The sequence below is a fragment of the Bacillus sp. FDAARGOS_235 genome (assembly GCF_002073415.2).
Lineage (GTDB): Bacteria > Bacillota > Bacilli > Bacillales > Bacillaceae_G > Bacillus_A > Bacillus_A toyonensis.
Genome location: NZ_CP020437.2, coordinates 1789580 through 1811775, shown reverse-complemented (window position 1 = coordinate 1811775; position 22196 = coordinate 1789580). Strand labels below are relative to the sequence as shown.

The following is a 22196-nucleotide window of genomic DNA, read 5'->3' as shown; positions in this document are numbered from 1 at the left end:
TTTTTCGTAAAGACTATGTATAGCGGTGCATTTATGAAGGGTAAAGGTGGATTAGAGATGGATTTGAAGTTGAATTATACCGAACTTATTAAGAAATTAATCGTTGTAATTATCGCAGGTTTATTAAATGCGATTGGAATGAATTTGTTTTTAACACCAGCGAAAGTGTACGCGAGTGGCTTTGCTGGATTGTCTCAATTACTATCACAAATATTAGGTGATTTTTTATCTATTCATATATCTACAGGGGTGTTGTTTAGTTTATTTAATATTCCTGTCGTTATTTTAGCGTGGAAAAAGGTTGGGAAGGCTTTTACGTTTTTTAGTTTTCTATGCGTTATATTTATGACCTTGTTTTTAGAAATTATCCCAGTTCGAGCGGTTTCGAACGATATTATACTAAATGCAATTTTTGGCGGCATTATTTCAGCGATTGGGGTAGGGGTTGCATTAAAATGGGGTGCTTCTACAGGTGGTTTAGATATCATTGCGATGATTTTATCTAAGATAAAAGATAAACCTGTCGGTACATACTTTTTCTTTTTTAATGCAATTATTATTATCGCTGCGGGTTATGTATATGGGTGGGAGAAAGCGTTATATACGTTAGTAACTTTATATGTATCAACGAGAATTATTGATGCCATCCATACTCGCCATGTGAAAATAACAGCGTTAATCGTTACGAAAAATGGTGCAGACGTACGAAAGGCGATTCACTCACGATTAGTGAGAGGGATTACAACTATACCTGCAACAGGTGCTTACACAAATGAAAATAAGGAAATGTTAATGATGGTTATTACTCGTTACGAGTTGTACGAATTAGAAAGGGTTATTAAACAAGTAGACCCAGGTGCGTTCACAAATATACTGCAAACGGTCGGGGTATTCGGATTGTTTCGAAAAGATTAAAGAGGACCAAAGCTGGTCCTCTTTTTTAATGCAAATTCGTAATGTTTTGCAACTGCTCCTGCATCTCGCGTAGCTGAACTTTCTCAGCAGTTGAAGAGTTTGCGTAAGCGGATTGCAAAGCGTTTTTTGCTGTATATACGAGATCTTGTTGTTCAGCGCCGCTTGAACAAGATACGGCATTTGCAACAGCATCTCTAGCTTGTTGGAATAGTAAGTTCCCCATTTAAACCCCTCCAAAAGAAGAGTTACTTCTCGCTTTTTCTGCCTCAGCTAATGTACCTCTGTACGGGAATCTTGCATCATGCTTCATAACAGCATCGGCTCCTTGTTGGATAAAACGTTTTGATTTGTTCTTTTTACCCATTCGAAAAACCCCCTTTATTTAGCTGAAAACAATTGACGCGTTAACTCGGCGTCTAATTATAGTATGAGCGTTTGGCGAGAAACTATAAGCAGGGAATTTTTAGATTACAATCCAAGAACCTCTTCTAAATATAGAGCGATGCCATCTTCTTCATTTGTTAATGTCGTATGATTGGCGAGTGATTTTAATTCAGGTATTGCATTACCCATTGCGATACCGTGACCAGCAAATTCAATCATTTCAAAATCATTATCTTCATCACCGAAAGCGATAATGCGCTCTTTTGGAATGTTGTAATGACTAGAAATTTTTTGCAATCCGACCGCTTTATTTAATCCACTTTTTACAATTTCAATAATTGGCCAAGGTGCGCCCCATTTTCTATGATCGATCACTTCAGCGTGCATATCAGTTAAGTGTTGACGAATTGCAACGGAATGATCATCGTGTGCGTCAATTAATAAACAAGTCGGATGGTCGTTTAAAATATTTAATAAATCTCCTGTGAAAATCTTTGGAGAACCAAATTCGAAAATGTGTTTTTTATCTTCATCAATTTCACGAACGTACACATCATCCATCACTTCAGCGTATATATTTTTTACGCCGAAATCAAAGCAAGCTCGGACAATTTCTTGGGCTGTTGCTAGCTCAAGTGGAGAGTGATGTGTGCCCCAATTTGAATCAAGAGGGTGATGCACGTAAGCACCATTAAAGTTTACAATCGGTGTATTAAGATTAAGTTCTTTATAATAATCAAAACTAGCACGGAATGGACGTCCTGTTGAAATGACGACGATATGCCCTTGTTCCTTTGCTTTTGTAATTGTCTGTTTCGTTCGAGTGGAAATTATTTTGTTGTCTGTTAATAAAGTGCCGTCTAAGTCTAATGCGATTAAATGTTGTTTACTCATAATTTCACCTCTTATAATAATTTTTTTGTATCTATCTGTATTTCCGTTTTTAATATGCAGAAATAAGAGGTTAGACTGGGTGAGACCACCATAGATGGAAAGTTCACTATATATCCATCTTACGTCGCAAAGTACGGTGGTGTCTACTATTTCTCGTTGGAAATCAAGAAAAGTCAATATTTTTTTAGAAAGTTCAAACAATGTTTCTTTCATTATGTACAAATTGTGAAAAGGGTTACATTGCCCGTATGAGGAGGCTTATAATAAACATGTAATCTTCTCGTATATGTTTGACTCTCCTTTGAAGCTAGCCTACAGGTAGGTTGGTTTCTTTTTTTTCTACAAGTAAGGAAGTAATCCCTGCTTAAGCTTGTGTAATTATATATATTGTAAATCGGTGAACTGTAGTACTTGTTTCCTAAACATGACAGAAAAGCTTTCTTTTAAAATGGATATACTAATGAGGCAAGACGTCATGGAAGGAGAATGAAGATGGGACAAAATCGCAGGTTTCGTTCTGGACAAAAAGCGCCAAATGATGGCGTTTACGTAGAAATTGGTGAAACGGGAAGTATGGTAAAAAATCCGCAAATGGTACAATTAAATGCCGGTGAAAAGTTTCCAGATAACACGAATCATAACCGTCAGTGGACATATAAAAGAAAACCGTAACAGAAGCCGCAATCTTTATTGCGGCTTTTTTTTGTTACATAATATAATTTCATTTACTGTACTTTTTTAAGTAGCATAATGAATGCTCCCTTTTTCTTTTTCCAATAATAAGTTTGAAAATACATAGGCAAATTTATTGTATAAAAAAGTAAGTTGGCGTATAATCAAATCAAAGGTCAAAGAAAGTCAAACTTTTGGAGGGCTGTAAAGATGGACTTAAATCAAATGACAACGAAAACACAAGAGGCGATTATGAGTGCCCAATCTTTAGCGGTATCTCATCATCACCAAGAGGTGGATACTGTTCATCTATTACTTGCATTATTAGAGGAGCAAGATGGATTAGCAGTACGTATATTTCAAAAAATGAATGTTGATATAGAAGCATTGAAGCAAGATGTAGAAAATGTAATTAAAAAGAAACCTTCTGTAACGGGAAGCGGAGCAGAAGTTGGGAAATTGTATATAACAAGCAATCTGCAGCAACTGCTTGTAAGAGCAGGGAAAGAAGCAGAAAAACTGCAGGATGATTACATTTCAGTAGAACATGTATTGCTTGCTTTTTCTGAAGAAAAAGGCGATATCAATCATTTATTTACAAGATTGCATATTACGAAAGATAACTTATTACAGTCTTTAATGACAGTTCGGGGGAATCAAAGAGTGACTAGTCAAAATCCAGAAGCAACTTATGAAGCGTTAGAAAAATATGGCCGTGATTTAGTGGCGGAAGTGAGAGCAGGGAAAATTGATCCTGTTATCGGACGAGATAGTGAAATTCGCCGCGTTATTCGCATTCTTTCACGTAAAACGAAAAACAACCCTGTTTTAATTGGTGAGCCAGGTGTTGGTAAAACAGCAATTGTTGAAGGATTAGCACAGCGTATCGTGAAAAAAGATGTACCAGAAGGGTTAAAAGATAGAACAATCTTTGCATTAGATATGAGTGCACTTGTAGCCGGAGCAAAATTCCGTGGTGAATTTGAAGAGCGCCTGCAAGCTGTATTAAATGAAATTAAAAAGAGTGAAGGCCGTATTTTATTATTCATTGATGAACTTCATACAATCGTCGGTGCTGGTAAAACAGAAGGTGCGATGGACGCAGGGAATATGTTAAAACCGATGCTTGCTCGTGGTGAACTGCATTGTATCGGGGCAACGACATTAGATGAATATCGTAAATATATTGAGAAAGACCCAGCGTTAGAAAGACGTTTCCAACAAGTATTAGCAGAGGAACCGACTGTTGAAGATACAATCTCCATTTTACGTGGTTTAAAAGAGCGTTTTGAAATTTATCACGGTGTAAATATTCATGACCGCGCGATTGTAGCAGCATCTGTTTTATCAGATCGATATATTTCAGATCGCTTCTTACCGGATAAAGCAATTGACCTTGTTGACGAAGCGTGCGCAACAATTCGTACAGAAATTGATTCTATGCCAACAGAATTAGATGAAGTAACGCGCCGTATTATGCAGCTGGAAATTGAAGAAGCCGCTCTTGGAAAAGAGAAGGACTTTGGTAGCCAAGAACGTCTGAAAACATTGCAACGTGAATTATCGGATTTAAAAGAAGTTGCAAGTAGCATGAGAGCGAAATGGGAGAAAGAAAAAGAAGATATTCACAAAGTTCGTGACTTACGTGAACATTTAGAGCGTCTGCGCCGTGAATTAGAAGAAGCAGAAGGTAATTACGATTTAAATAAAGCAGCTGAACTTCGTCACGGAAAAATTCCTGCAATTGAAAAAGAATTAAAAGAAGCGGAAGAAATGAGCGCACATAATAAACAAGAAAATCGTTTATTACGCGAGGAAGTCAGTGAAGAAGAAATTGCTGATATCGTTTCACGCTGGACTGGTATTCCTGTCGCAAAACTCGTTGAGGGTGAACGTGAGAAATTACTACGCTTAGAGCAAATTTTATCAGAGCGTGTCATCGGACAAGAGGAAGCGGTAAGTTTAGTATCAGACGCAGTTCTTCGTGCACGCGCTGGTATTAAAGACCCGAACCGTCCAATTGGTTCCTTCATTTTCTTAGGACCGACAGGTGTTGGTAAAACAGAACTTGCAAAAACGTTAGCGCAGTCTTTATTCGATAGTGAAGAGCAAATGATTCGCATCGACATGTCTGAGTACATGGAGAAACATGCTGTGTCACGCTTAATTGGTGCACCTCCTGGATATGTTGGATATGAAGAGGGCGGTCAATTAACGGAAGCAGTAAGACGTAAACCGTATTCCGTTATTTTGTTAGACGAAATCGAAAAAGCGCATCCAGAAGTATTCAACATTTTATTACAAATGTTAGATGATGGACGCATTACAGATTCGCAAGGACGTACAGTAGACTTTAAAAACACGGTTATTATTATGACTTCAAATATTGGATCTGCTCATTTATTAGATGGATTAGAAGCAGATGGTTCCATTAAAGAGGAATCAAGAGAACTTGTCATGGGACAATTAAGAGGACATTTCCGACCAGAGTTTTTAAATCGTGTCGATGAAATTATTTTATTCAAGCCTCTTACAACGAATGAAATTAAAGGTATTGTTGATAAAATTGTAAAAGAATTACAAGGTCGTTTAGCTGACCGTCATATTACGGTAGAATTAACGGATTCTGCAAAAGAATTTGTTGTAGAAGCTGGCTTTGATCCGATGTACGGAGCTCGTCCATTAAAACGATACGTACAGCGTCAAGTGGAAACGAAATTAGCGAGAGAATTAATTGCAGGCACAATTACGGATAATAGTCACGTAGTTGTTGATGTAGAAAATAACGAATTAGTTGTTCATGTGAAATGAAAATAAAAAAGAGTTCGGATAAAATCCGGACTCTTTTTAGTGTTGTTCTACTGGCTCGTTTGGAATTGCAGCTGAAATCGCTAATACTAATACCGCAAGAACAACTGAGAAAATAGACGCTTGGTTAAAATCGTATGTACCGCCAGTCATAGAGCCGATTACGTAGCTCATCATATGTACAAGCGCGAACGACCAAATTAATGCCCAAATGAAACGCATATTTTACACCTCTATTCGTTCAATCTGTCCTTATTGTAACACAATTGAAAAAAGAATATAGAAAAATATTTGTAGATTTTTCAACGCAAATTTGCATTACGTTCATACATTATAAAAGAGTGGTTTTATACGTTTAGAAAATAAGGCGGGGGAAAAATGAGTATTACGGAACGTTTTTTTTACTTAGAAAAAGAACCATGTGTCATTTATTTACCGGAGAAGCCAAATGGGTTTTCAGTTATGCTCCTCGGTGATTACAACTACTTTATTGAGAATGGTACAAGTTTATGGACACAGCATGCGGGAAGATCTTATTTTTTACATGGCCTTATTGAGGAAGGCTACACGGTCTTTTCTTCTAATTTATATGGAAGACACTGGGGGAATGACCAATCTGTTCGTCTAGCGAAACGTTTATATGATGTTGTTTTGAGAAAAGAGACATTAAATACGAAAATGCACATTATGGCAGATGGTATGGGTGCGCTTGTAGCGCTTGAGATGATGAACAAATACCCTGAAAGTATACGTTCTGTCATTATGTTAAATCCGTGTTTAGATTTGCCAGAATATGTGGAGTTCGAAAAAGAGCATAAGTTTTTTTACAAAAGATTAGTGAAGGAATTAAGTTTGGCGTACGATTCCAAAGAAGAAGAATTAGAATCAAAAATAAATAAGAAATCTTTTACGCTTCTTCCGTCTTGTGTACCTGTTAAAATTTTCGTATCAACACAAGAAAAAAGAGGAAGAAAACAGTTGTTACGTAAATACGAGAAAATGAGGCAATTCAATCAATGTGATACTTCTGTCTTATTCCATCTCCAAGATGTGAAATATAAAATGGTTAGACAAACAACGGATTTCTTTAAAAAATATGAAGAAGAATTGTGAGGCTCCCATATACATAAATGAGGAGCTATTTGTTTCAAGGGGAAAGGGTTGGTGGTATGGAACGCGTGCTGATTATAGGTGCACTTACGTTTGTAGGTTATCACCTTGTGAATAAAATGATTGCAGAAGAAGTAGAAGTGTATGGTCTTGATTTTGATGAATATGATAGTATGACAAAAATTAATGAAGAGAAGTTATTGTTAATTGGGCGAAACGCTTTATTTACGTACTATCCAATAAGAGATGAAGATGGATGGAGATCAGTAGAGGAAGAGAATTTCGATGCAGTATACTTTTGTTTGTGTGAACCAAACCAGCAAAGTGGCTTTCGGAATGAAAGAGTCATATTACAATATTTAAAGCGGATTATAAAAATGTGTGAAGAAAATAAAGTAAAGCTAAATCTAATTTCTTCTATTGAGGTAGGATGCACAGGGGAATCCGAAAATAAACGCCTATTTTCGAAAGTAGAAGAAGGGTTAAAAAAAGGGGAATTACAATATAGTGTATTTCGAGTTCCTACATTATATGGTCCGTGGCAACCATCCTTTATGATGTATCATCAGCTCATTTTATCAGAACTGGATGAGAAAGAGTGCCGTTGTACGAGTGAGGAAAAAGGAAGCGATTTACTTTACATTGAAGATGTATGCGAATACTTATGGGGAAATGGAACGAACGGAGAGCATCTCGGTATATACAATTTACTTAGTGGTAAACGGTCGTTATGGGAAAAAGGGATGAATCTTTTACGTGCAGATGATAAAGTGAATAAAAATAATAAGGAAGAAAGAGATGAAGCGGCCGAGGATATTCCGATAAAAAGAAATACCCCGTTAGAATACGGTTTAAATAAACAATTGGCACATATGAAAAAATATAAAGAGTTATACGAAGGATAGTGCACGTGTTACACTATTGTATGGATTATGAATTGAAAGTTTTAAAGGAGAGGAAGAGTATAATATGAACGAAAAAAGCATGCAATTTTTACAAATCGCAATGAAGCATTTACCAGAGGCAAAGGCAATTTTAGATTCGAATGGAATTGAGCTTGATATGGAGAAGGCACAACCAGTGTTAGAGTTATTAATGAAAGTTATGAATGAAGCATATGAGCTTGGGAAAGCAGACAAAGAATAAAACCCTTCTTTTTGAGGGGAGAGAGGCTCGAACCGTGAGTAGAAGCGGTTCGGGTCTTTTTATATTTCGAGCGAAGTAAGGGGAAGAATAGTGGAAGGTATGTTTTCGTTGTTTTTACTGAAAAATAAAGAGAATAAAACGCTAGCTTTCTGTTTTAGCTGAAATATATTCTAGACAAAAGTAAATTTATGTTTTAAAATTAGTACCAAGTCATAATAATTGATATAAAACGGAGGGCTGCGATGTGAACGTGGGCATTTTAGGGATCGGAAGATATGTGCCAGAAAAAGTAGTCACAAATCACGATTTAGAGAAAGTAATGGATACATCCGATGAATGGATTCGTACGAGAACGGGAATTGCAGAGAGACGCATTGCCGATGAGACAATAGATACTTCATATATGGCCGTAGAGGCTTCTAAAAAAGCACTTGAAGATGCAGGGATTAGCGGAGAGGATATCGATCTTATTTTAGTGGCAACAGTAACGCCAGATCGTGCTTTTCCAGCAGTAGCTTGTGTGATCCAAGAGGCAATTGGAGCGAAACACGCAGCGGCAATGGATTTAAGTGCAGCGTGTGCTGGTTTTATGTACGGAATGATTACAGCACAGCAATTTATTCAAACTGGAACTTATAAAAATGTATTAGTAGTTGGTAGTGATAAACTATCTAAAATTGTAGACTGGAATGATCGAAACACAGCAGTACTATTTGGAGACGGAGCTGGCGCTATCGTAATGGGAGCTGTTTCAGAAGGAAGAGGCGTTTTATCTTTCGAATTAGGAGCAGACGGAAGTGGCGGCAAGCATCTTTATCAAGACGAGTATGTTATGATGAATGGCAGAGAAGTCTTTAAATTTGCTGTTCGTCAACTTGGAGATTCTTGTCTTCGTGTGTTAGATAAAGCTGGTCTTACGAAAGAGGATGTGGATTTCTTAGTACCACATCAAGCGAATATTCGTATTATGGAATCTGCGAGAGAAAGATTAAATTTACCACAAGAAAAAATGAGTATGACAATTGAAAAGTTCGGTAATACATCAGCTTCTTCCATTCCAATTGCAATGGTAGAGGAATTGCAAAATGGACGTATTCAAGACGGCGATTTAATTATACTTGTTGGTTTCGGCGGTGGATTAACATGGGGAGCAGTAGCTCTTCGTTGGGGTAAATAAGGATTGAGAGAAAAAAGGAGTGTATTTTGTATGGAAAAAAAGAGGGTCGTAATTACAGGACTAGGAGCTGTTACACCGATCGGAACAGATGTTGAAACAGCTTGGGAAAACATAAAAAAGGGTGTATCTGGAATCGGGCGACTTACAAGAATTGATCCGGAACTATTTCCAGCAAAAGTAGCAGCAGAAATTAACGACTTTGAAGTCGAGAAATATATTGATAAAAAAGAAGCGCGCCGTATGGATCGCTTTACACAATATGCAGTAGCAGCAGCGAAAATGGCAGTTGCGGATGCAAAGCTTGAAATTACAGAAGAAAACGGACCTCGAATTGGCGTATGGATTGGTTCTGGTATTGGTGGTATGGAAACATACGAAGAACAATTTAAGATTTTTACTGAGAAAGGTCCACGCCGCGTGAGTCCATTCTTCGTACCGATGATGATTCCAGACATGGCAGCAGGTCAAGTATCTATTGCGACTGGAGCGAAAGGAATTAACACTTGTTCTGTAACGGCTTGTGCATCTGGTGCAAACTCAATTGGTGATGCATTTAAAGCAATTCAGCGCGGTGATGCGGATGCAATGATTACAGGTGGAGCAGAAGCACCGTTAACAAGTATGGCATTTGCAGGATTTAGTTCAGCGAAAGCATTAACATTTAATGAAGATCCAGCAACTGCTTGCCGCCCATTTGATAAAAATCGTAGCGGTTTTGTAATGGGTGAAGGTTCAGGGATTCTAATTCTTGAAGAATTAGAGCATGCATTAGCACGTGGTGCTCACATTTATGCGGAAATCGCTGGTTATGGCGCAACTGGAGATGCATTCCATATTACAATGCCTGCTCCTGGCGGTGAAGGCGGAGTGCGTGCAATGCGTCAAGCTTTAGCGGATGCTGGTCTAGAGCCAGAAGATATCGATTACATTAATGCACATGGTACAAGTACAGATGCAAATGAAAAATACGAAACGATGGCAATTAAAGAAACTTTCGGTGAGCATGCATATAAAGTAGCCATTAGCTCAACGAAATCTATGACAGGTCACTTACTAGGTGCAGCTGGTGCTGTTGAAGCGATCTTCTCTATTAAATCAATTACGGACGGAGTAATTCCTCCAACAATTAACTATGAAACACCAGATCCAGAATGTGACTTAGATTACGTACCGAATAAAGCGAGACAGCAAGAAGTAAAAGCTGTATTAAGTAACTCACTAGGGTTTGGTGGTCATAACGCAGTATTAGTATTTAAATCGTATAAATAATAGATAAAATAAGGTGTTTTTTCGTAATAAACTACGAAAAAACACCTTATTTATTTTTACGCCTTTTTCTTCTTTTGCATATACATAAGAAAAAGGGGGGGATAAAGATGGGGGTTGTTGAAACAGCCGAGTGGTTACATCTATATTATGGACGGCCAGAAAAGCTTTGTGAGAAATTTACGAAGTATATTCCACTACCAAAAGAAAGGTTGTATCGTTTTTTAATTTCTAAAGGTATGTATCGCCCAGTAATGCGAGGAGAACGTGAAATTAAAGAATTAGAGAAAAAAGAAATTTGGAAAGAGTTACGTATGGAGTATGATAAATTGAAAAATTGGTTAAAAGGTCCGGATGTCCCTATCTTTATTTTATTATCAGATTCGTATAATCGAACTGTACAAGAAGAGTATAACGGAAAAGCTGGATTATCTATGCGTCACGTTATTTTCTTATTCGTATGTGGACGGAATTCGGTGGAAGAATTAAAAGTGTTATTGGCACATGAATATCACCACATATGCAGGTTACATCAAATTGAGACGAAAGAAACAGAGTATACGTTACTTGATACGATGATTATGGAAGGGTTAGCTGAGCAAGCAGTAACGGAAAGATATACAGAAAAAAATAATGCACCGTGGACGAAATATCTTTCAAAAGAAGAGGCGATTTATTATTGGCAAAACGTTGTTCAAGAAAGAATAAGTATAAAGCGAGGAACGAGGGAGCATGACGTATTATTAAACGGAATTCATTCTTATCCGAAAATGCTTGGTTATGCGCTTGGATTTCACATTGTAAAAGATTGTGTAGCGTTTGAAGGGGAAGATACACTGTCTTTATTACCTATAGATGCGAAAGAAATATTGAGTAAAGCAAATACATTTCGTATTCCATGAAAAACAGGAGGTCTATCTCCTGTTTTTTTAGATATTATAGAAGGAAAAATAATAATTAGAATATATTTCCTTAAGTGGAATAAAGTTAAGCGAAAATGAACATAATGATTGGTACAAACAGTAGTGAAGTGAGGGATAGAGAATGTTATATCTACATGATGTATGGGTAAATTGGTTTGAAGGTGAAGAAAATGGGTATAACGTTTGTCATTTTTACGAATGGCGGAAAGATGATACGATTGAACTATTAGATCAAGTGCCATTATTAAAAGTAGATGCCACATTATATCATTACATCGAGAACGAATTGTTAGAGCTTCCGCAAAAGTTGTTGGAAGACGTACATCATAAGGCTTATATTCGTAAAAATCATGAACGTTTGCAGCAAGAGTATTGCTTTGTTGTTACAGATGGAAAAGGAATTATTGCGATTGATACAATTGGTTACAATGTACCAATTAGAAAAAGTAGACTTATACCTCGCCAAGAGCAGATGGTATATGAGATGGTGGAAAACGTACAAGCAGAAAAGTATGAGTTCCAAGTAGAGGAAACAGAAAAGGAACATCATATTTTATCACCATCGCCTTTCATTATGAATGGCTTAACTCGTAAAGAGAGACAGCTAAAACAATTATTATTTATGGCGTTAGATCAATTACATACAACGAAAAACACAGCGGAAATTCGCTATTGGTACACAGAATGGGATCCGTCAGCATATGGAACGGTCCAACATATGGAATTTGAAGATATTTGGGCAAGACTATATGATGAAGCGAAATCAGGCTGGTCTGAGAAGCACGAACAATTATGCGAGCGCCTTGTAAAAGGACAGCCGTTTTTTGAAAAGTTATGGGAAATGGAAAATGAGCAAAAGGTAAATTAAAAAACCGCCAATTGGCGGTTTTTTAATTTGGTGAAATCTAGCTTCAGCGGCAAGAATGTGCCTTCCTGCGAGGCAAAAAGCGCCTCTACGTCAGGAGCTCCATCCCCCTCACATTCTAAGCGAGCCGCTTCCGCTTTATATAGAAATCCAGCTTCAGCTCCTAGCCCTTCGCGTCTAAGAACTTTCCCCACTAGAAGGTAAAAAGCACCTTCTGTGGGAAAGAACCTTAGCCGTCAGGGCTAAACAGTCGCCTCCGCTTTATATGAAATCCAGCTCCAGCAGCCACCGAACATTATAAACGAGCCGCCTCTGCTTTATATATTATCTACGTTTTCTGCTTAGTCCCATTGCGTTTTCTACTTTGCGTAGTTGTTTGAATGCAACGCGGTTTGCTTTTTCGGCACCTTTGTCTAGAATTTCGTCTAGTTCTGGGGAGCTGATTAGTTCGTTATATTTGTCTTGGATTGGGCGAATTGCTTCTACGACTACTTGTGCTAGGTCGCCTTTGAAGTCGCCGTATCCTTTTCCTTCGTACATTGCTTCTATTTCTTCAACTGTTTTTCCTGAGAATGAAGAGTAAATTGTTAATAGGTTAGAGATTCCAGGTTTATTTTCTTTATCGAATTTCACGATACCTTCTGAATCTGTTACAGCACTTTTAATTTTCTTTTCAATTGTTTTTGGTTCATCAAGCATACTGATCATTGATTTTGGATTCGGATCAGATTTACTCATTTTTTTCGTAGGTTCTGTTAATGACATAACGCGAGCTCCTACTTTTGGAATACGAATTTCAGGAACTATGAATACTTCACGGAAGCGTTTGTTGAAACGCTCTGCTAGATCACGTGTTAATTCCATATGTTGTTTTTGGTCATCACCAACAGGTACGATTTCTGTGTTATAAAGTAAAATATCAGCAGCCATTAATGGTGGATACGTAAGTAATCCAGCTGGAACTGAATCTCTACCTGAAGCTTTATCTTTATATTGTGTCATACGCTCTAATTCTCCAACGTAAGCAACAGATTGCATGATCCATCCTAGTTGAGCGTGTGCAGGTACTTCTGATTGTACAAATAAAGTAGCTTTTTCAGGATCGATGCCGCATGCTACATAAAGTGCAGCAAGACTACGAATGTTTTTGCGAAGTTGTATAGGATCTTGAGGTACTGTAATGGCATGTTGGTTTACAATACAGAAATAGCAATCGTGTTCGTTTTGAAGCTCTGTAAATTGCTTCATAGCCCCTAAATAGTTTCCAAGTGTAATCGTTCCGCTTGGCTGAATACCAGAAAAGATAACTGACATAATTATTTCCTCCTAAATTTGAATGCGTGATAGGGAAGAGAAGGCAAACAAAAAAGCCCATTCATCCCAAAAAACTATAGGGACGAATGGACCGCGGTACCACCCTAATTATTTCACTACTGTGAAATCTCTCTAATCCATAGTAACGTCTGGATATAACGCCAAGGCCTACTACTTTCGGTTCGGTTTGGTGCTCAAAAGCCCATTCCACATTGTACAATTACTTGTTCACACCAGCCACAAGCTCTCTGAAATTGTTTCAATATGTACTCTTCTTTATCATCGCATACATATAAATTTATTTATTGTTAACTGAGCTCTTTTAATATGAAAGAACTAAAGTTTTATAACAAAATGTTTTGCTGATAATTATATCATATGGGATAGTGTTTGCAAACTACATCAAAATAGTAAAGCTAATGAGAGTCGAGAACGCTCCGAGTATGATACCTGTAATACAAATAGGATATGTCCATTTGAATGAATATGTTTTATAAATACGTTCTTTCTTATTCACCGGTTCCTCGGATTCTTCAATTAACGAGTCTATTTTTTTGTTCGTGCCAAATACTCTCTGGAAAGCGTAAAGAGTTACATTGAAAAATCCATTTTGAAATATGAATAAAAAACCACCTATCAGAATAAAAAATAGCGCGATATAAAACGAGATGTTGACAAAGTTCAACAAAAATTGAGATGAAATGAGGAATGCACCAATACTAGAAGCAATCATCGCTATAAAAATTAGTATACAAGTATGAAAAAAAACTTTATTCAAAATATTCCCCTCCGTCAAAATATTACTAGAATTATTATACTATAAAAGCTATAATAAGTACTAGAAATAATTTTTTGAAAATTATACGCAATTAAAGGTCTGATTTTAAGATGATGGTAGCAATGTTAACGTATCTCTTTACGAAAAATTAAAAATATAAACATTTTATTAAAAATTTTAACAAAAAAACAAAAAACTATATTCACAATCGTCGTATTATATGTATAATGAAAATTGTAGAAACTTGGAGATTATTCTTTCAATTCTACTTTTTAACAAGTGAGGGTACAGGAAGTGCAATTAGGGGAGGCAACACAACATGAAGAAAAAGATACCGTTATTACTTGCATCAACTTTAACTGCAAGTATGTTGCTTGGCGCGTGTAGCTACCAAAAAGATGACGCAAAAGCAAAAGGGAAAGAGAACGCTACGAGTAGTAGTAACGGAAAACAGATTCTTAATTTAACAGAGTTATCTGAAATTCCGTCAATGGATGCATCATTAGCATCTGACTCTTCATCTTCTACAGCATTAAATAATACGATGGAAGGTTTATATCGTATTGGCAAAGATCAAAAGAGAATGCCTGGCGTTGCAGAAGATGTCGAAAAGCTAGATGATGGGAAGAAATACATATTTAAATTAAGAAAAGATGCGAAATGGTCAAATGGGGAACCTGTAACAGCTAAAGACTTTGTGTATTCATGGAAAAGAGCCGTAAATCCAGATACAAAAGCAACGTATTCGTACATTATGTTCGATATTAAAAATGCAGAGAAAATTCATAAAAAAGAATTACCTGCTGACCAATTAGGTGTAAAAGCGATTGATGATTATACATTAGAAGTGGAATTAGACAATCCCGTTCCTTACTTTATCGATTTAACAGTTTATCCAGTATTTTACCCGCTAAATGAAAACTTTGTAAAAGCACAAGGTGATAAGTTTGGTTTAGAGGCAAATACAACATTATATAACGGTCCATTCGTTATGAGTGATTGGAAACATGAACAAAGTTTCCAATTCAAGAAGAATCCTTCATATTGGGATAATAAAACGGTTAAAATCGAAGAAATCAACTTTAATATTGTAAAAAATACAGCAACTGATGTAAATTTATATGAGACAAACGCGATTGATCGTGCGGCTTTAACGTCTGAATTTGTTGATAAGTTTAGACAAAGCCCAGAGTTCCAAACAAGAAAAGAAGCAGGGGTTGCTTACTTAAGATTTAATCAAAGTAATCAGTACTTAAGTAATAAAAACTTAAGAAAAGCAATTTCAATGTCCTTTGACCGTGATAACATTGCGAAAGTTATTTTAAATAACGGTGCAATTGGAGCTTACGGATTTGTTGGAAAAGATTTCGCTGAAGGTCCGAATAAAAAAGATTTCCGAGCTGAAAATGGAAAGCTAGTTGAAACAAATCCAAAAGAAGCGAAAAAGCTTTGGGAAACAGCGAAGAAAGAGCTTGGAACTGATAAAATCGAACTAGAATTCTTAAACTTTGATAATGAAGATGCTAAAAAAGTTGGTGAATTCTTAAAAGGTGAGATAGAAAAGAACTTACCAGGTTTATCAATTAAAATTAAACAGCAACCATTCGCACAAAAAAATAAATTAGAAGATTCTCAGCAATATGATATTGCGTTTGGTATTTGGGGACCAGATTTTCCAGATCCAATCTCATATTTAGATATGTTTGTTACGAATGGTTCTCAAAATAAAACAGGGTATTCTAATCAGAAGTATGATGAGTTAATCCTAAAAGCTAAAACAGATACAAAAGATTTACAAGCTCGCTGGAACAACCTTCTAGAAGTAGAGAAGATGTTAATTAAAGAGGATGCAGTTATCACTCCAATCTTCCAAAAAGGTTCAGCGTATGTAGTAAAAGGTGCCGTAAAAGATATTATCCCAATTAACTATGGTGGTAAATTAACTTACAAATGGGCATCTGTTGAACAAAAATAATCTTTTTTTTCCATCGTTTACAAGGGTATATGCCTATGATGGGCATATGCTCTTATTTTAAAAAAATAAAAGTAAGAATATTTTAAACTATCTTATTGCTTTTGAGAAAAACGGGGAGGTGCTTGACTATGGGACGTTATGTATTAAAACGTTTCGTGTACATGGCTTTGACATTATTTTTAATTACTACACTGACTTTCTTTTTGATGAAATTACTTCCGGGTTCTCCGCTTAAAAACCAGGAGAAGCTATCACCGGCACAAAAAGAAATCATTCTTGAAAAATACGGATTAAATGATCCGGTACCAGTTCAATACGCACGTTACTTAGGTAACTTAGCAAAAGGTGATTTAGGGGTATCATTCCAATATGATAACCGCCCAGTAACAGACATGATTGTGGATCGTATTGGACCATCAGCCCAATTAGGTTTACAAGCGATTATATTAGGGACATTTATCGGTTTAATTTTAGGTATTGTTGCCGCACTTCGTAATAATACGTGGGTGGATTATAGTGCAACAGTTATTTCGGTACTCGGAATGTCGGTACCATCATTCGTATTCGCCGCATTACTACAATATTTCGTAGGGGTAAAACTTGGTTGGTTCCCGGTAGCATTCTGGAAAGGACCAGAGTTTACTGTAATGCCTACAATTGCATTATCGATGGGAGTTATCGCAACAATCGCACGTTTCTCTCGTGCAGAATTAATTGAAGTTATGCAGTCAGACTATATTTTAACAGCGAAAGCAAAAGGAATTAGTCAAGGCGTTATCATTGTAAAACACGCACTTCGTAACGCGTTAATTCCAGTTGTAACAATTTTAGGACCAATGGTTGCGGCATTAATTACAGGAACACTTGTTATCGAGCAAATTTATGCTGTACCAGGACTTGGGGAACAATTCGTTAAATCGATTACTTTAAATGACTATACAGTTATTATGGGAACTACGATTTTCTATAGTGCAATCTTCATTTTAGTTATTTTCATTGTCGATATTTTATACGGAATTATTGATCCTCGTATTCGTTTAGCGGGAGGGAAAAAATGATGAAAGATGTACAAAAATTATCTCCAGATTTATTTCAACAAGCCAATCAAAATAATGTTGATAATGAAGTCATTGCCCGTCCAAGCTTAACGTTTTGGCAAGATGTAAGAAGACGTTTGTTCCAACATAAAGGTGCGATGCTTGGCCTTGTATTATTAGTAATCATTGCGCTATTGGCGATTTTTGGACCGATGGTAAGTAAACACTCGTATAAAGAGCAAGATTTAGGTCGTGCGAAATTACCACCAAAAATTCCAGTTATTGAAAATGTTCATTGGTTACCATTTGACGGTACAGATCAATATGGTGTTGACCAATATGAAAAACGTGATATTAAAGAGTACTTCTGGTTTGGTACAGATGATCTTGGCCGTGACTTATGGACAAGAACATGGGAAGGTACACGCGTATCATTATATATCGCTCTTTTAGCAGCAGCAATTGACTTAGTAATTGGGGTTGCATACGGAGGTATTTCAGCATTCTACGGCGGTAGAGTAGATAATATTATGCAACGTATTATGGAGATTATTAACGGTATTCCATACTTAATCATCGTTATTTTAATGGTAATCATTATGGGATCTGGTATTTGGTCGATTACACTCGCGATGGCGATTACAGGTTGGATAGGGATGTCGCGGATTGTTCGTGGACAAATCTTAAAGTTAAAAAACCAAGAATATGTATTAGCATCTCGTACATTAGGTGCAACGAACACGCAATTAATTGTAAAACACTTAATTCCAAACGTAATGGGACCTATTATCGTAATGACAATGTTTACAATTCCATCAGCGGTGTTTGGTGAAGCGTTCTTAAGTTTCATTGGTTTAGGAATTCAGCCACCATTCGCGTCACTTGGTTCTCTTGTAAATGATGGTTATAAATCTATTCAAACGTATCCACACATGATGTTCATCCCTGCGGTTGTCATCAGTATGTTAATTCTAGCATTCAACTTAATGGCAGATGGATTACGCGATGCGTTAGATCCAAAAATGCGTAAGTAAACGAGGAGGGAGAAGTAAAAATGAAAACATTGTTAGAGGTAAAAGATTTACAAGTCTCCTTTGATACACATGCAGGTGAAGTACAAGCAGTGCGCGGAGTTACTTTTGATTTGAAAAAAGGGGAAACATTAGCGATTGTAGGAGAGTCTGGTTCTGGGAAATCAGTTACTTCTAAAGCGCTAATGGGGTTAATCCCAAATCCTCCAGGCCGTATTAAAAATGGAGAGATTATATTTGACGGTCGTGATTTAACGAAATTAACGGAAAAAGAAATGCAGCAAGTTCGTGGTAAAGATATCGCAATGATTTTCCAAGATCCAATGACATCATTAAATCCAACGATGACAATTGGGAATCAAATTATGGAAGGTCTTATTAAACACCAAGGGATGAGTAGAGGAGACGCACGTAAAGTTGCGTTAGAATTAATCGACCTTGTAGGTATTCCAAATCCAGAAGCACGTTTAAAACAATATCCTCACCAATTCTCAGGTGGTATGAGACAGCGTGTAGTTATTGCGATGGCGTTAGCTTGTAACCCGAAATTATTAATTGCCGATGAGCCGACAACAGCGCTAGACGTTACGATTCAGGCGCAAATTTTAGAGCTTATGAAAGACATTCAGCAAAAGACAGAAGCAGCAATCATTTTCATTACGCATGACTTAGGTGTAGTAGCAAACGTTGCTGACCGAGTTGCGGTTATGTATGCTGGTAAAGTTGTTGAAATTGGAACTGTAGATGAAATTTTCTACAACCCAAAACATCCGTACACATGGGGCTTAATCGCATCTATGCCAAGTTTAGATGGATCAGAGGAAGAGCTATATGCGATTCCAGGAACGCCTCCTGACTTATTAAAACCGCCAAAGGGTGATGCTTTTGCACCACGTAACCCACAGGCGCTGAAAATTGATTTTGAAATGGAACCGCCTTTATTTAAAGTAAGTGATACACACTATGCGGCAACTTGGTTACTTCACGAGCAAGCACCAGAAGTAAAACCGCCGGCAGTTGTTGAAAAACGTATTCTTCAAATGAAAGCAGGTGAACAACATGACTAAACAACGTGAGAAATTAATTGAAGTAAAAAATGTAAAACAACACTTCGACGTGAGTGGTGGTGTTGTCAAAGCGGTTAATGATATTTCATTTGATATTTTCCGCGGAGAAACATTCGGGCTTGTAGGAGAATCTGGTTGTGGTAAATCAACAACTGGAAGAACGATTATTCGTTTATATGATGCAACTGCTGGTGAAGTGTTGTTCGATGGTGAAAACGTACATGGTAAGAAATCACGCGCAGAACTGAAGAAGTTCAACCGTAAAATGCAAATGATTTTCCAAGATCCATATGCATCATTAAACCCTCGTATGACAGTAGGGGATATTATTGCAGAAGGTATTGATATTCACGGATTAGCAAAAAGTAAAAAAGAACGTATGGACCGTGTTCATGAACTGTTAAACACAGTTGGTTTAAATAAAGAACACGCAAACCGTTTCCCGCACGAATTCTCGGGTGGACAACGTCAACGTATCGGTATCGCTCGTGCGCTTGCTGTAGAACCTGAATTTATCATTGCCGATGAGCCAATCTCAGCACTTGACGTATCGATCCAGGCGCAAGTTGTAAACTTACTGAAACAGTTACAAAAAGAAAAAGGTTTAACATACTTATTCATTGCCCATGATTTATCAATGGTAAAATACATTAGTGACCGCATCGGCGTAATGTATCGTGGTCAAATCGTTGAACTAACAACAAGTGATGAGTTATATGCGAATCCAATTCATCCATATACAAAATCACTATTATCAGCGATTCCGCTTCCAGATCCAGATTATGAGCGCAATCGTAAACGTATCGTATACGATCCATCGCAGCATGATTATGGTAATGAAGCACCAACAATGCGTGAAATTCGCCCAGGACATTTCGTATTATGTTCTGAAGCAGAGTACAAGAAATATAAAGAGATTTATCAATAAAAAAAAGGTCATTCTTCCGTTACGGAAGAATGACCTTTTTTACTATATTTGTCGATAAGTCGATATATTTAAAGAATCACCGATATAAAGTGTATTTATCAATAAATGCACCTTAATCAAAGAAGTGCTACTGCGCCTGAACAGAAACATTCTCTTCTTGCTCATTCGGTTTAACAAGTGTGTAACTTTCCCATGCTCTACTTCTCCAGCGGAAGAACATAATAATTGCCCGCGTCCATTCATCGATAGCAATCGCTAGCCAAATACCAACGAGTCCCATATCTAAATGGAAGGCGAAAAAGTAACCGAGTGGCAAACTCATTAACACCATAGAGAACGCACCAATTAAAACTGGATATTTTGCATCACCGGCTGCACGAAGGGAATTAATGATGACGATGTTCAGCGTACGTCCTGTTTCGAGTAGTACACTTAGTAAAAGAACGCTTGCCCCTAGAGCGATAATATGAGGATTATCAGTAAATACCCCCATTAATTGTGTGCGGAATGTAATAACGAGAGCGACCATAAATAAAGTCACACCAATTGCCCATTGTACACTTTTCCATACACGTGTGTATGCTTCATCTTTTTCATTTCCGCCAACTAGGCGTCCCACGATAATAGCTGTTCCCATACCGATTGCAATTGCGAATAAATAAGTAAACATGGAAATGTTAGTAGCATATTGTCTAGCAGCTAACGATTCTGTTCCTAAGTAAGTTGCGTAGTACAGGAAGACAATTTGGCAAGCTTGATACATGACTTGTTCAAAAGCAGATGGAATGCCAATTTTTAAAATTTTCCCCACGTATTCTTTTGATAAGGTGAAGTAATATTGTAATTTTACACGGTATTCCATAACGCGGTATAGTAACCAGAAGAACACAATCAGTGCCAGTAGTCGACTGACAGCGGAAGAAATCGCGGCCCCTTGTACACCAAGTTCAGGGAAACCGAACTTCCCGAAAATAAGTACGTAGTTTCCGGCGATATGAATAATATTCATTCCAAGCGAAACAAACATTGCTTGCTTTGTAAAGCCGTGAACGCGAATAATTGCGGCTAACGAGTTAATAATAGCTTGAAGGAAAATGGCTCCTCCGACGATGGATAAATAGCTTTGTGCATACGTTAGTACATCGCCTTGTAAATTCATTGCCATCATCATATGTTTTGAAAATAAAAGAAAACCAGCACTTATAACGAGTCCGACCACTAAATTTAATGTGACGGCTAATGCTGATATTTTAGATGCTTCCATAAAACGTTTGGAACCGAGGTATTGAGATACGACGATCGCAGCGCCATTCCCGATTACTTCTAGTACCAAAATAGCGATATGAAGATATTGATTCGCTGCACCAACCCCAGATACGGCATCGTCTGATAATGCACTTAACATGAAAGTATCAGCGATCCCCATCAACATAAAAAGAAAAACTTCTAGAAAAATAGGCCATGTTAATAAGAATAAACTTAATTTTTCTGTCGGCCCGTTTTTTGAGTGAATTGCTGTCATGTCCGTCCCCTCTTTACCGATATCTATTTTTAGCAAAGTGTATCGTAACATACTTTCTTATCCTTTGCACTCATTTTAACCTACATATTTTTAATATGAAGAGACCTTCATTTTATGCTAAAAAGAGAAGGATAATTATACAAAAAATATTATAAAATATAAAATTTGTTTTTCTCTGATAATTTAGAAAAGTTTAAAATTTGTTATTTCCGACACTTCAGTCGGGTAAACTGGTAATATGAAACGTTTTCAAAGATTTATTTTTTCACAGGAAATTTTAATAAGATAGAAATATAAATATACAAAAAATATATTTGTGTGTATAATATGAATTATTAGAACATATATATATTTCTTTTTGTTTGAAAATGAAAGGGCTAACAT

General features: G+C 36.9%; 22 protein-coding genes and 1 other annotated feature. Of the genes, 15 read left to right on the top strand and 7 right to left on the bottom strand.

Features of this window, described 5'->3' with window-relative positions:
* Nucleotides 1–57: 57 nt before the first annotated feature.
* Nucleotides 58–915: a YitT family protein gene (locus A6J74_RS11065; protein ID WP_000364440.1), complete on the top strand. Its 858-nt coding sequence runs from the start codon at nt 58–60 to the stop codon at nt 913–915.
* A 25-nt stretch (nt 916–940) separates the two neighbouring features.
* On the opposite strand, the gene A6J74_RS11060 is transcribed toward A6J74_RS11065, so the two are convergent.
* The 3 genes from A6J74_RS11060 to A6J74_RS11050 all read right to left on the bottom strand — a co-directional run bounded on the left by A6J74_RS11060 (nt 941) and on the right by A6J74_RS11050 (nt 2193).
* Complete coding sequence (locus A6J74_RS11060) at nt 941–1138, bottom strand: DUF3813 domain-containing protein (protein WP_000527396.1); 198 nt, start codon at nt 1136–1138, stop codon at nt 941–943.
* Nucleotides 1139–1279: a hypothetical protein gene (locus tag A6J74_RS11055; RefSeq protein WP_000516816.1), complete on the bottom strand. Its 141-nt coding sequence runs from the start codon at nt 1277–1279 to the stop codon at nt 1139–1141.
* A 104-nt stretch (nt 1280–1383) separates the two neighbouring features.
* Nucleotides 1384–2193 carry a Cof-type HAD-IIB family hydrolase gene (locus A6J74_RS11050; RefSeq protein ID WP_000043171.1) on the bottom strand — a complete coding sequence of 270 codons (810 nt, stop codon included), beginning with the start codon at nt 2191–2193 and terminating at the stop codon, nt 1384–1386.
* Between the two features lie 492 nt (nt 2194–2685).
* Here A6J74_RS11050 and A6J74_RS11040 point away from each other — a divergent pair, with 492 nt between their 5' ends.
* The gene (locus A6J74_RS11040) at nt 2686–2865 is read left to right on the top strand and encodes a YjzC family protein (protein ID WP_002093816.1); all 180 of its coding nucleotides are present in this window, start codon (nt 2686–2688) and stop codon (nt 2863–2865) included.
* Between the two features lie 210 nt (nt 2866–3075).
* Nucleotides 3076–5676, top strand: coding sequence for an ATP-dependent chaperone ClpB (gene clpB, locus A6J74_RS11035; RefSeq protein ID WP_000365397.1), 2601 nt, complete (start codon nt 3076–3078; stop codon nt 5674–5676).
* A 36-nt stretch (nt 5677–5712) separates the two neighbouring features.
* Here clpB and A6J74_RS11030 read toward each other — a convergent pair whose 3' ends face one another.
* Entirely contained in the window at nt 5713–5895 is a 183-nt protein-coding gene (locus tag A6J74_RS11030) for a YjzD family protein (protein ID WP_001211112.1), read from the bottom strand.
* A 156-nt stretch (nt 5896–6051) separates the two neighbouring features.
* On the opposite strand from A6J74_RS11030, the gene A6J74_RS11025 reads away from it, so the two are divergent.
* From A6J74_RS11025 to A6J74_RS10995, 7 genes are all read left to right on the top strand, one after another.
* Nucleotides 6052–6786, top strand: a complete 735-nt coding sequence (locus A6J74_RS11025; protein ID WP_000028709.1) for a lipase family protein — start codon at nt 6052–6054, stop codon at nt 6784–6786.
* 29 nt (nt 6787–6815) lie between these two features.
* The gene (locus A6J74_RS11020; protein WP_000486174.1) at nt 6816–7688 is read left to right on the top strand and encodes an NAD-dependent epimerase/dehydratase family protein; all 873 of its coding nucleotides are present in this window, start codon (nt 6816–6818) and stop codon (nt 7686–7688) included.
* A 64-nt stretch (nt 7689–7752) separates the two neighbouring features.
* Entirely contained in the window at nt 7753–7929 is a 177-nt protein-coding gene (locus tag A6J74_RS11015) for a ComZ family protein (RefSeq protein WP_001003338.1), read from the top strand.
* Between the two features lie 244 nt (nt 7930–8173).
* The gene (gene fabH, locus A6J74_RS11010) at nt 8174–9106 is read left to right on the top strand and encodes a beta-ketoacyl-ACP synthase III (RefSeq protein ID WP_001100553.1); all 933 of its coding nucleotides are present in this window, start codon (nt 8174–8176) and stop codon (nt 9104–9106) included.
* Nucleotides 9107–9136: 30 nt separating this feature from the next.
* The gene (fabF, locus tag A6J74_RS11005) at nt 9137–10375 is read left to right on the top strand and encodes a beta-ketoacyl-ACP synthase II (RefSeq protein WP_000412641.1); all 1239 of its coding nucleotides are present in this window, start codon (nt 9137–9139) and stop codon (nt 10373–10375) included.
* Nucleotides 10376–10482: 107 nt separating this feature from the next.
* On the top strand, nt 10483–11274 hold the full coding sequence (locus A6J74_RS11000; protein ID WP_000539317.1) for a DUF2268 domain-containing putative Zn-dependent protease: 792 nt from the start codon (nt 10483–10485) through the stop codon (nt 11272–11274).
* Between the two features lie 142 nt (nt 11275–11416).
* Nucleotides 11417–12163, top strand: a complete 747-nt coding sequence (locus A6J74_RS10995; protein WP_000966122.1) for a YjbA family protein — start codon at nt 11417–11419, stop codon at nt 12161–12163.
* A gap of 321 nt (nt 12164–12484) precedes the next feature.
* Here the strand turns inward: A6J74_RS10995 and trpS are convergent, their stop codons facing one another.
* Together trpS and A6J74_RS10985 are read right to left on the bottom strand one after the other, a co-directional pair.
* Nucleotides 12485–13474, bottom strand: a complete 990-nt coding sequence (trpS, locus tag A6J74_RS10990; RefSeq protein ID WP_000110979.1) for a tryptophan--tRNA ligase — start codon at nt 13472–13474, stop codon at nt 12485–12487.
* A gap of 75 nt (nt 13475–13549) precedes the next feature.
* Nucleotides 13550–13766, bottom strand: a binding site (T-box leader).
* Between the two features lie 105 nt (nt 13767–13871).
* Nucleotides 13872–14252 (bottom strand): DUF3899 domain-containing protein, encoded by a 381-nt coding sequence (locus tag A6J74_RS10985; protein ID WP_001045000.1) that lies wholly within the window; start codon nt 14250–14252, stop codon nt 13872–13874.
* Between the two features lie 319 nt (nt 14253–14571).
* Between A6J74_RS10985 and A6J74_RS10975 the strand changes: the two genes are divergently transcribed.
* The 5 genes from A6J74_RS10975 (at nt 14572) to A6J74_RS10955 (ending at nt 20290) form a co-directional block, all read left to right on the top strand.
* Nucleotides 14572–16227: a peptide ABC transporter substrate-binding protein gene (locus A6J74_RS10975; RefSeq protein ID WP_000727209.1), complete on the top strand. Its 1656-nt coding sequence runs from the start codon at nt 14572–14574 to the stop codon at nt 16225–16227.
* Nucleotides 16228–16355: 128 nt separating this feature from the next.
* The gene (gene opp3b, locus A6J74_RS10970) at nt 16356–17285 is read left to right on the top strand and encodes an oligopeptide ABC transporter permease (protein ID WP_000534168.1); all 930 of its coding nucleotides are present in this window, start codon (nt 16356–16358) and stop codon (nt 17283–17285) included.
* Complete coding sequence (opp3C, locus tag A6J74_RS10965) at nt 17282–18298, top strand: oligopeptide ABC transporter permease (RefSeq protein WP_000974107.1); 1017 nt, start codon at nt 17282–17284, stop codon at nt 18296–18298. The genes opp3b and opp3C overlap by 4 nt, the downstream gene beginning before the upstream one ends.
* A 20-nt stretch (nt 18299–18318) precedes the next feature.
* Nucleotides 18319–19362 carry an ABC transporter ATP-binding protein gene (locus A6J74_RS10960; protein ID WP_000854338.1) on the top strand — a complete coding sequence of 348 codons (1044 nt, stop codon included), beginning with the start codon at nt 18319–18321 and terminating at the stop codon, nt 19360–19362.
* Nucleotides 19355–20290, top strand: a complete 936-nt coding sequence (locus tag A6J74_RS10955; RefSeq protein ID WP_000166337.1) for an ABC transporter ATP-binding protein — start codon at nt 19355–19357, stop codon at nt 20288–20290. Before A6J74_RS10960 ends, A6J74_RS10955 begins: the two co-directional genes overlap by 8 nt.
* A 127-nt stretch (nt 20291–20417) precedes the next feature.
* On the opposite strand, the gene A6J74_RS10950 is transcribed toward A6J74_RS10955, so the two are convergent.
* Nucleotides 20418–21863, bottom strand: coding sequence for an MATE family efflux transporter (locus A6J74_RS10950; RefSeq protein ID WP_142309182.1), 1446 nt, complete (start codon nt 21861–21863; stop codon nt 20418–20420).
* Nucleotides 21864–22196: the final 333 nt, after the last annotated feature.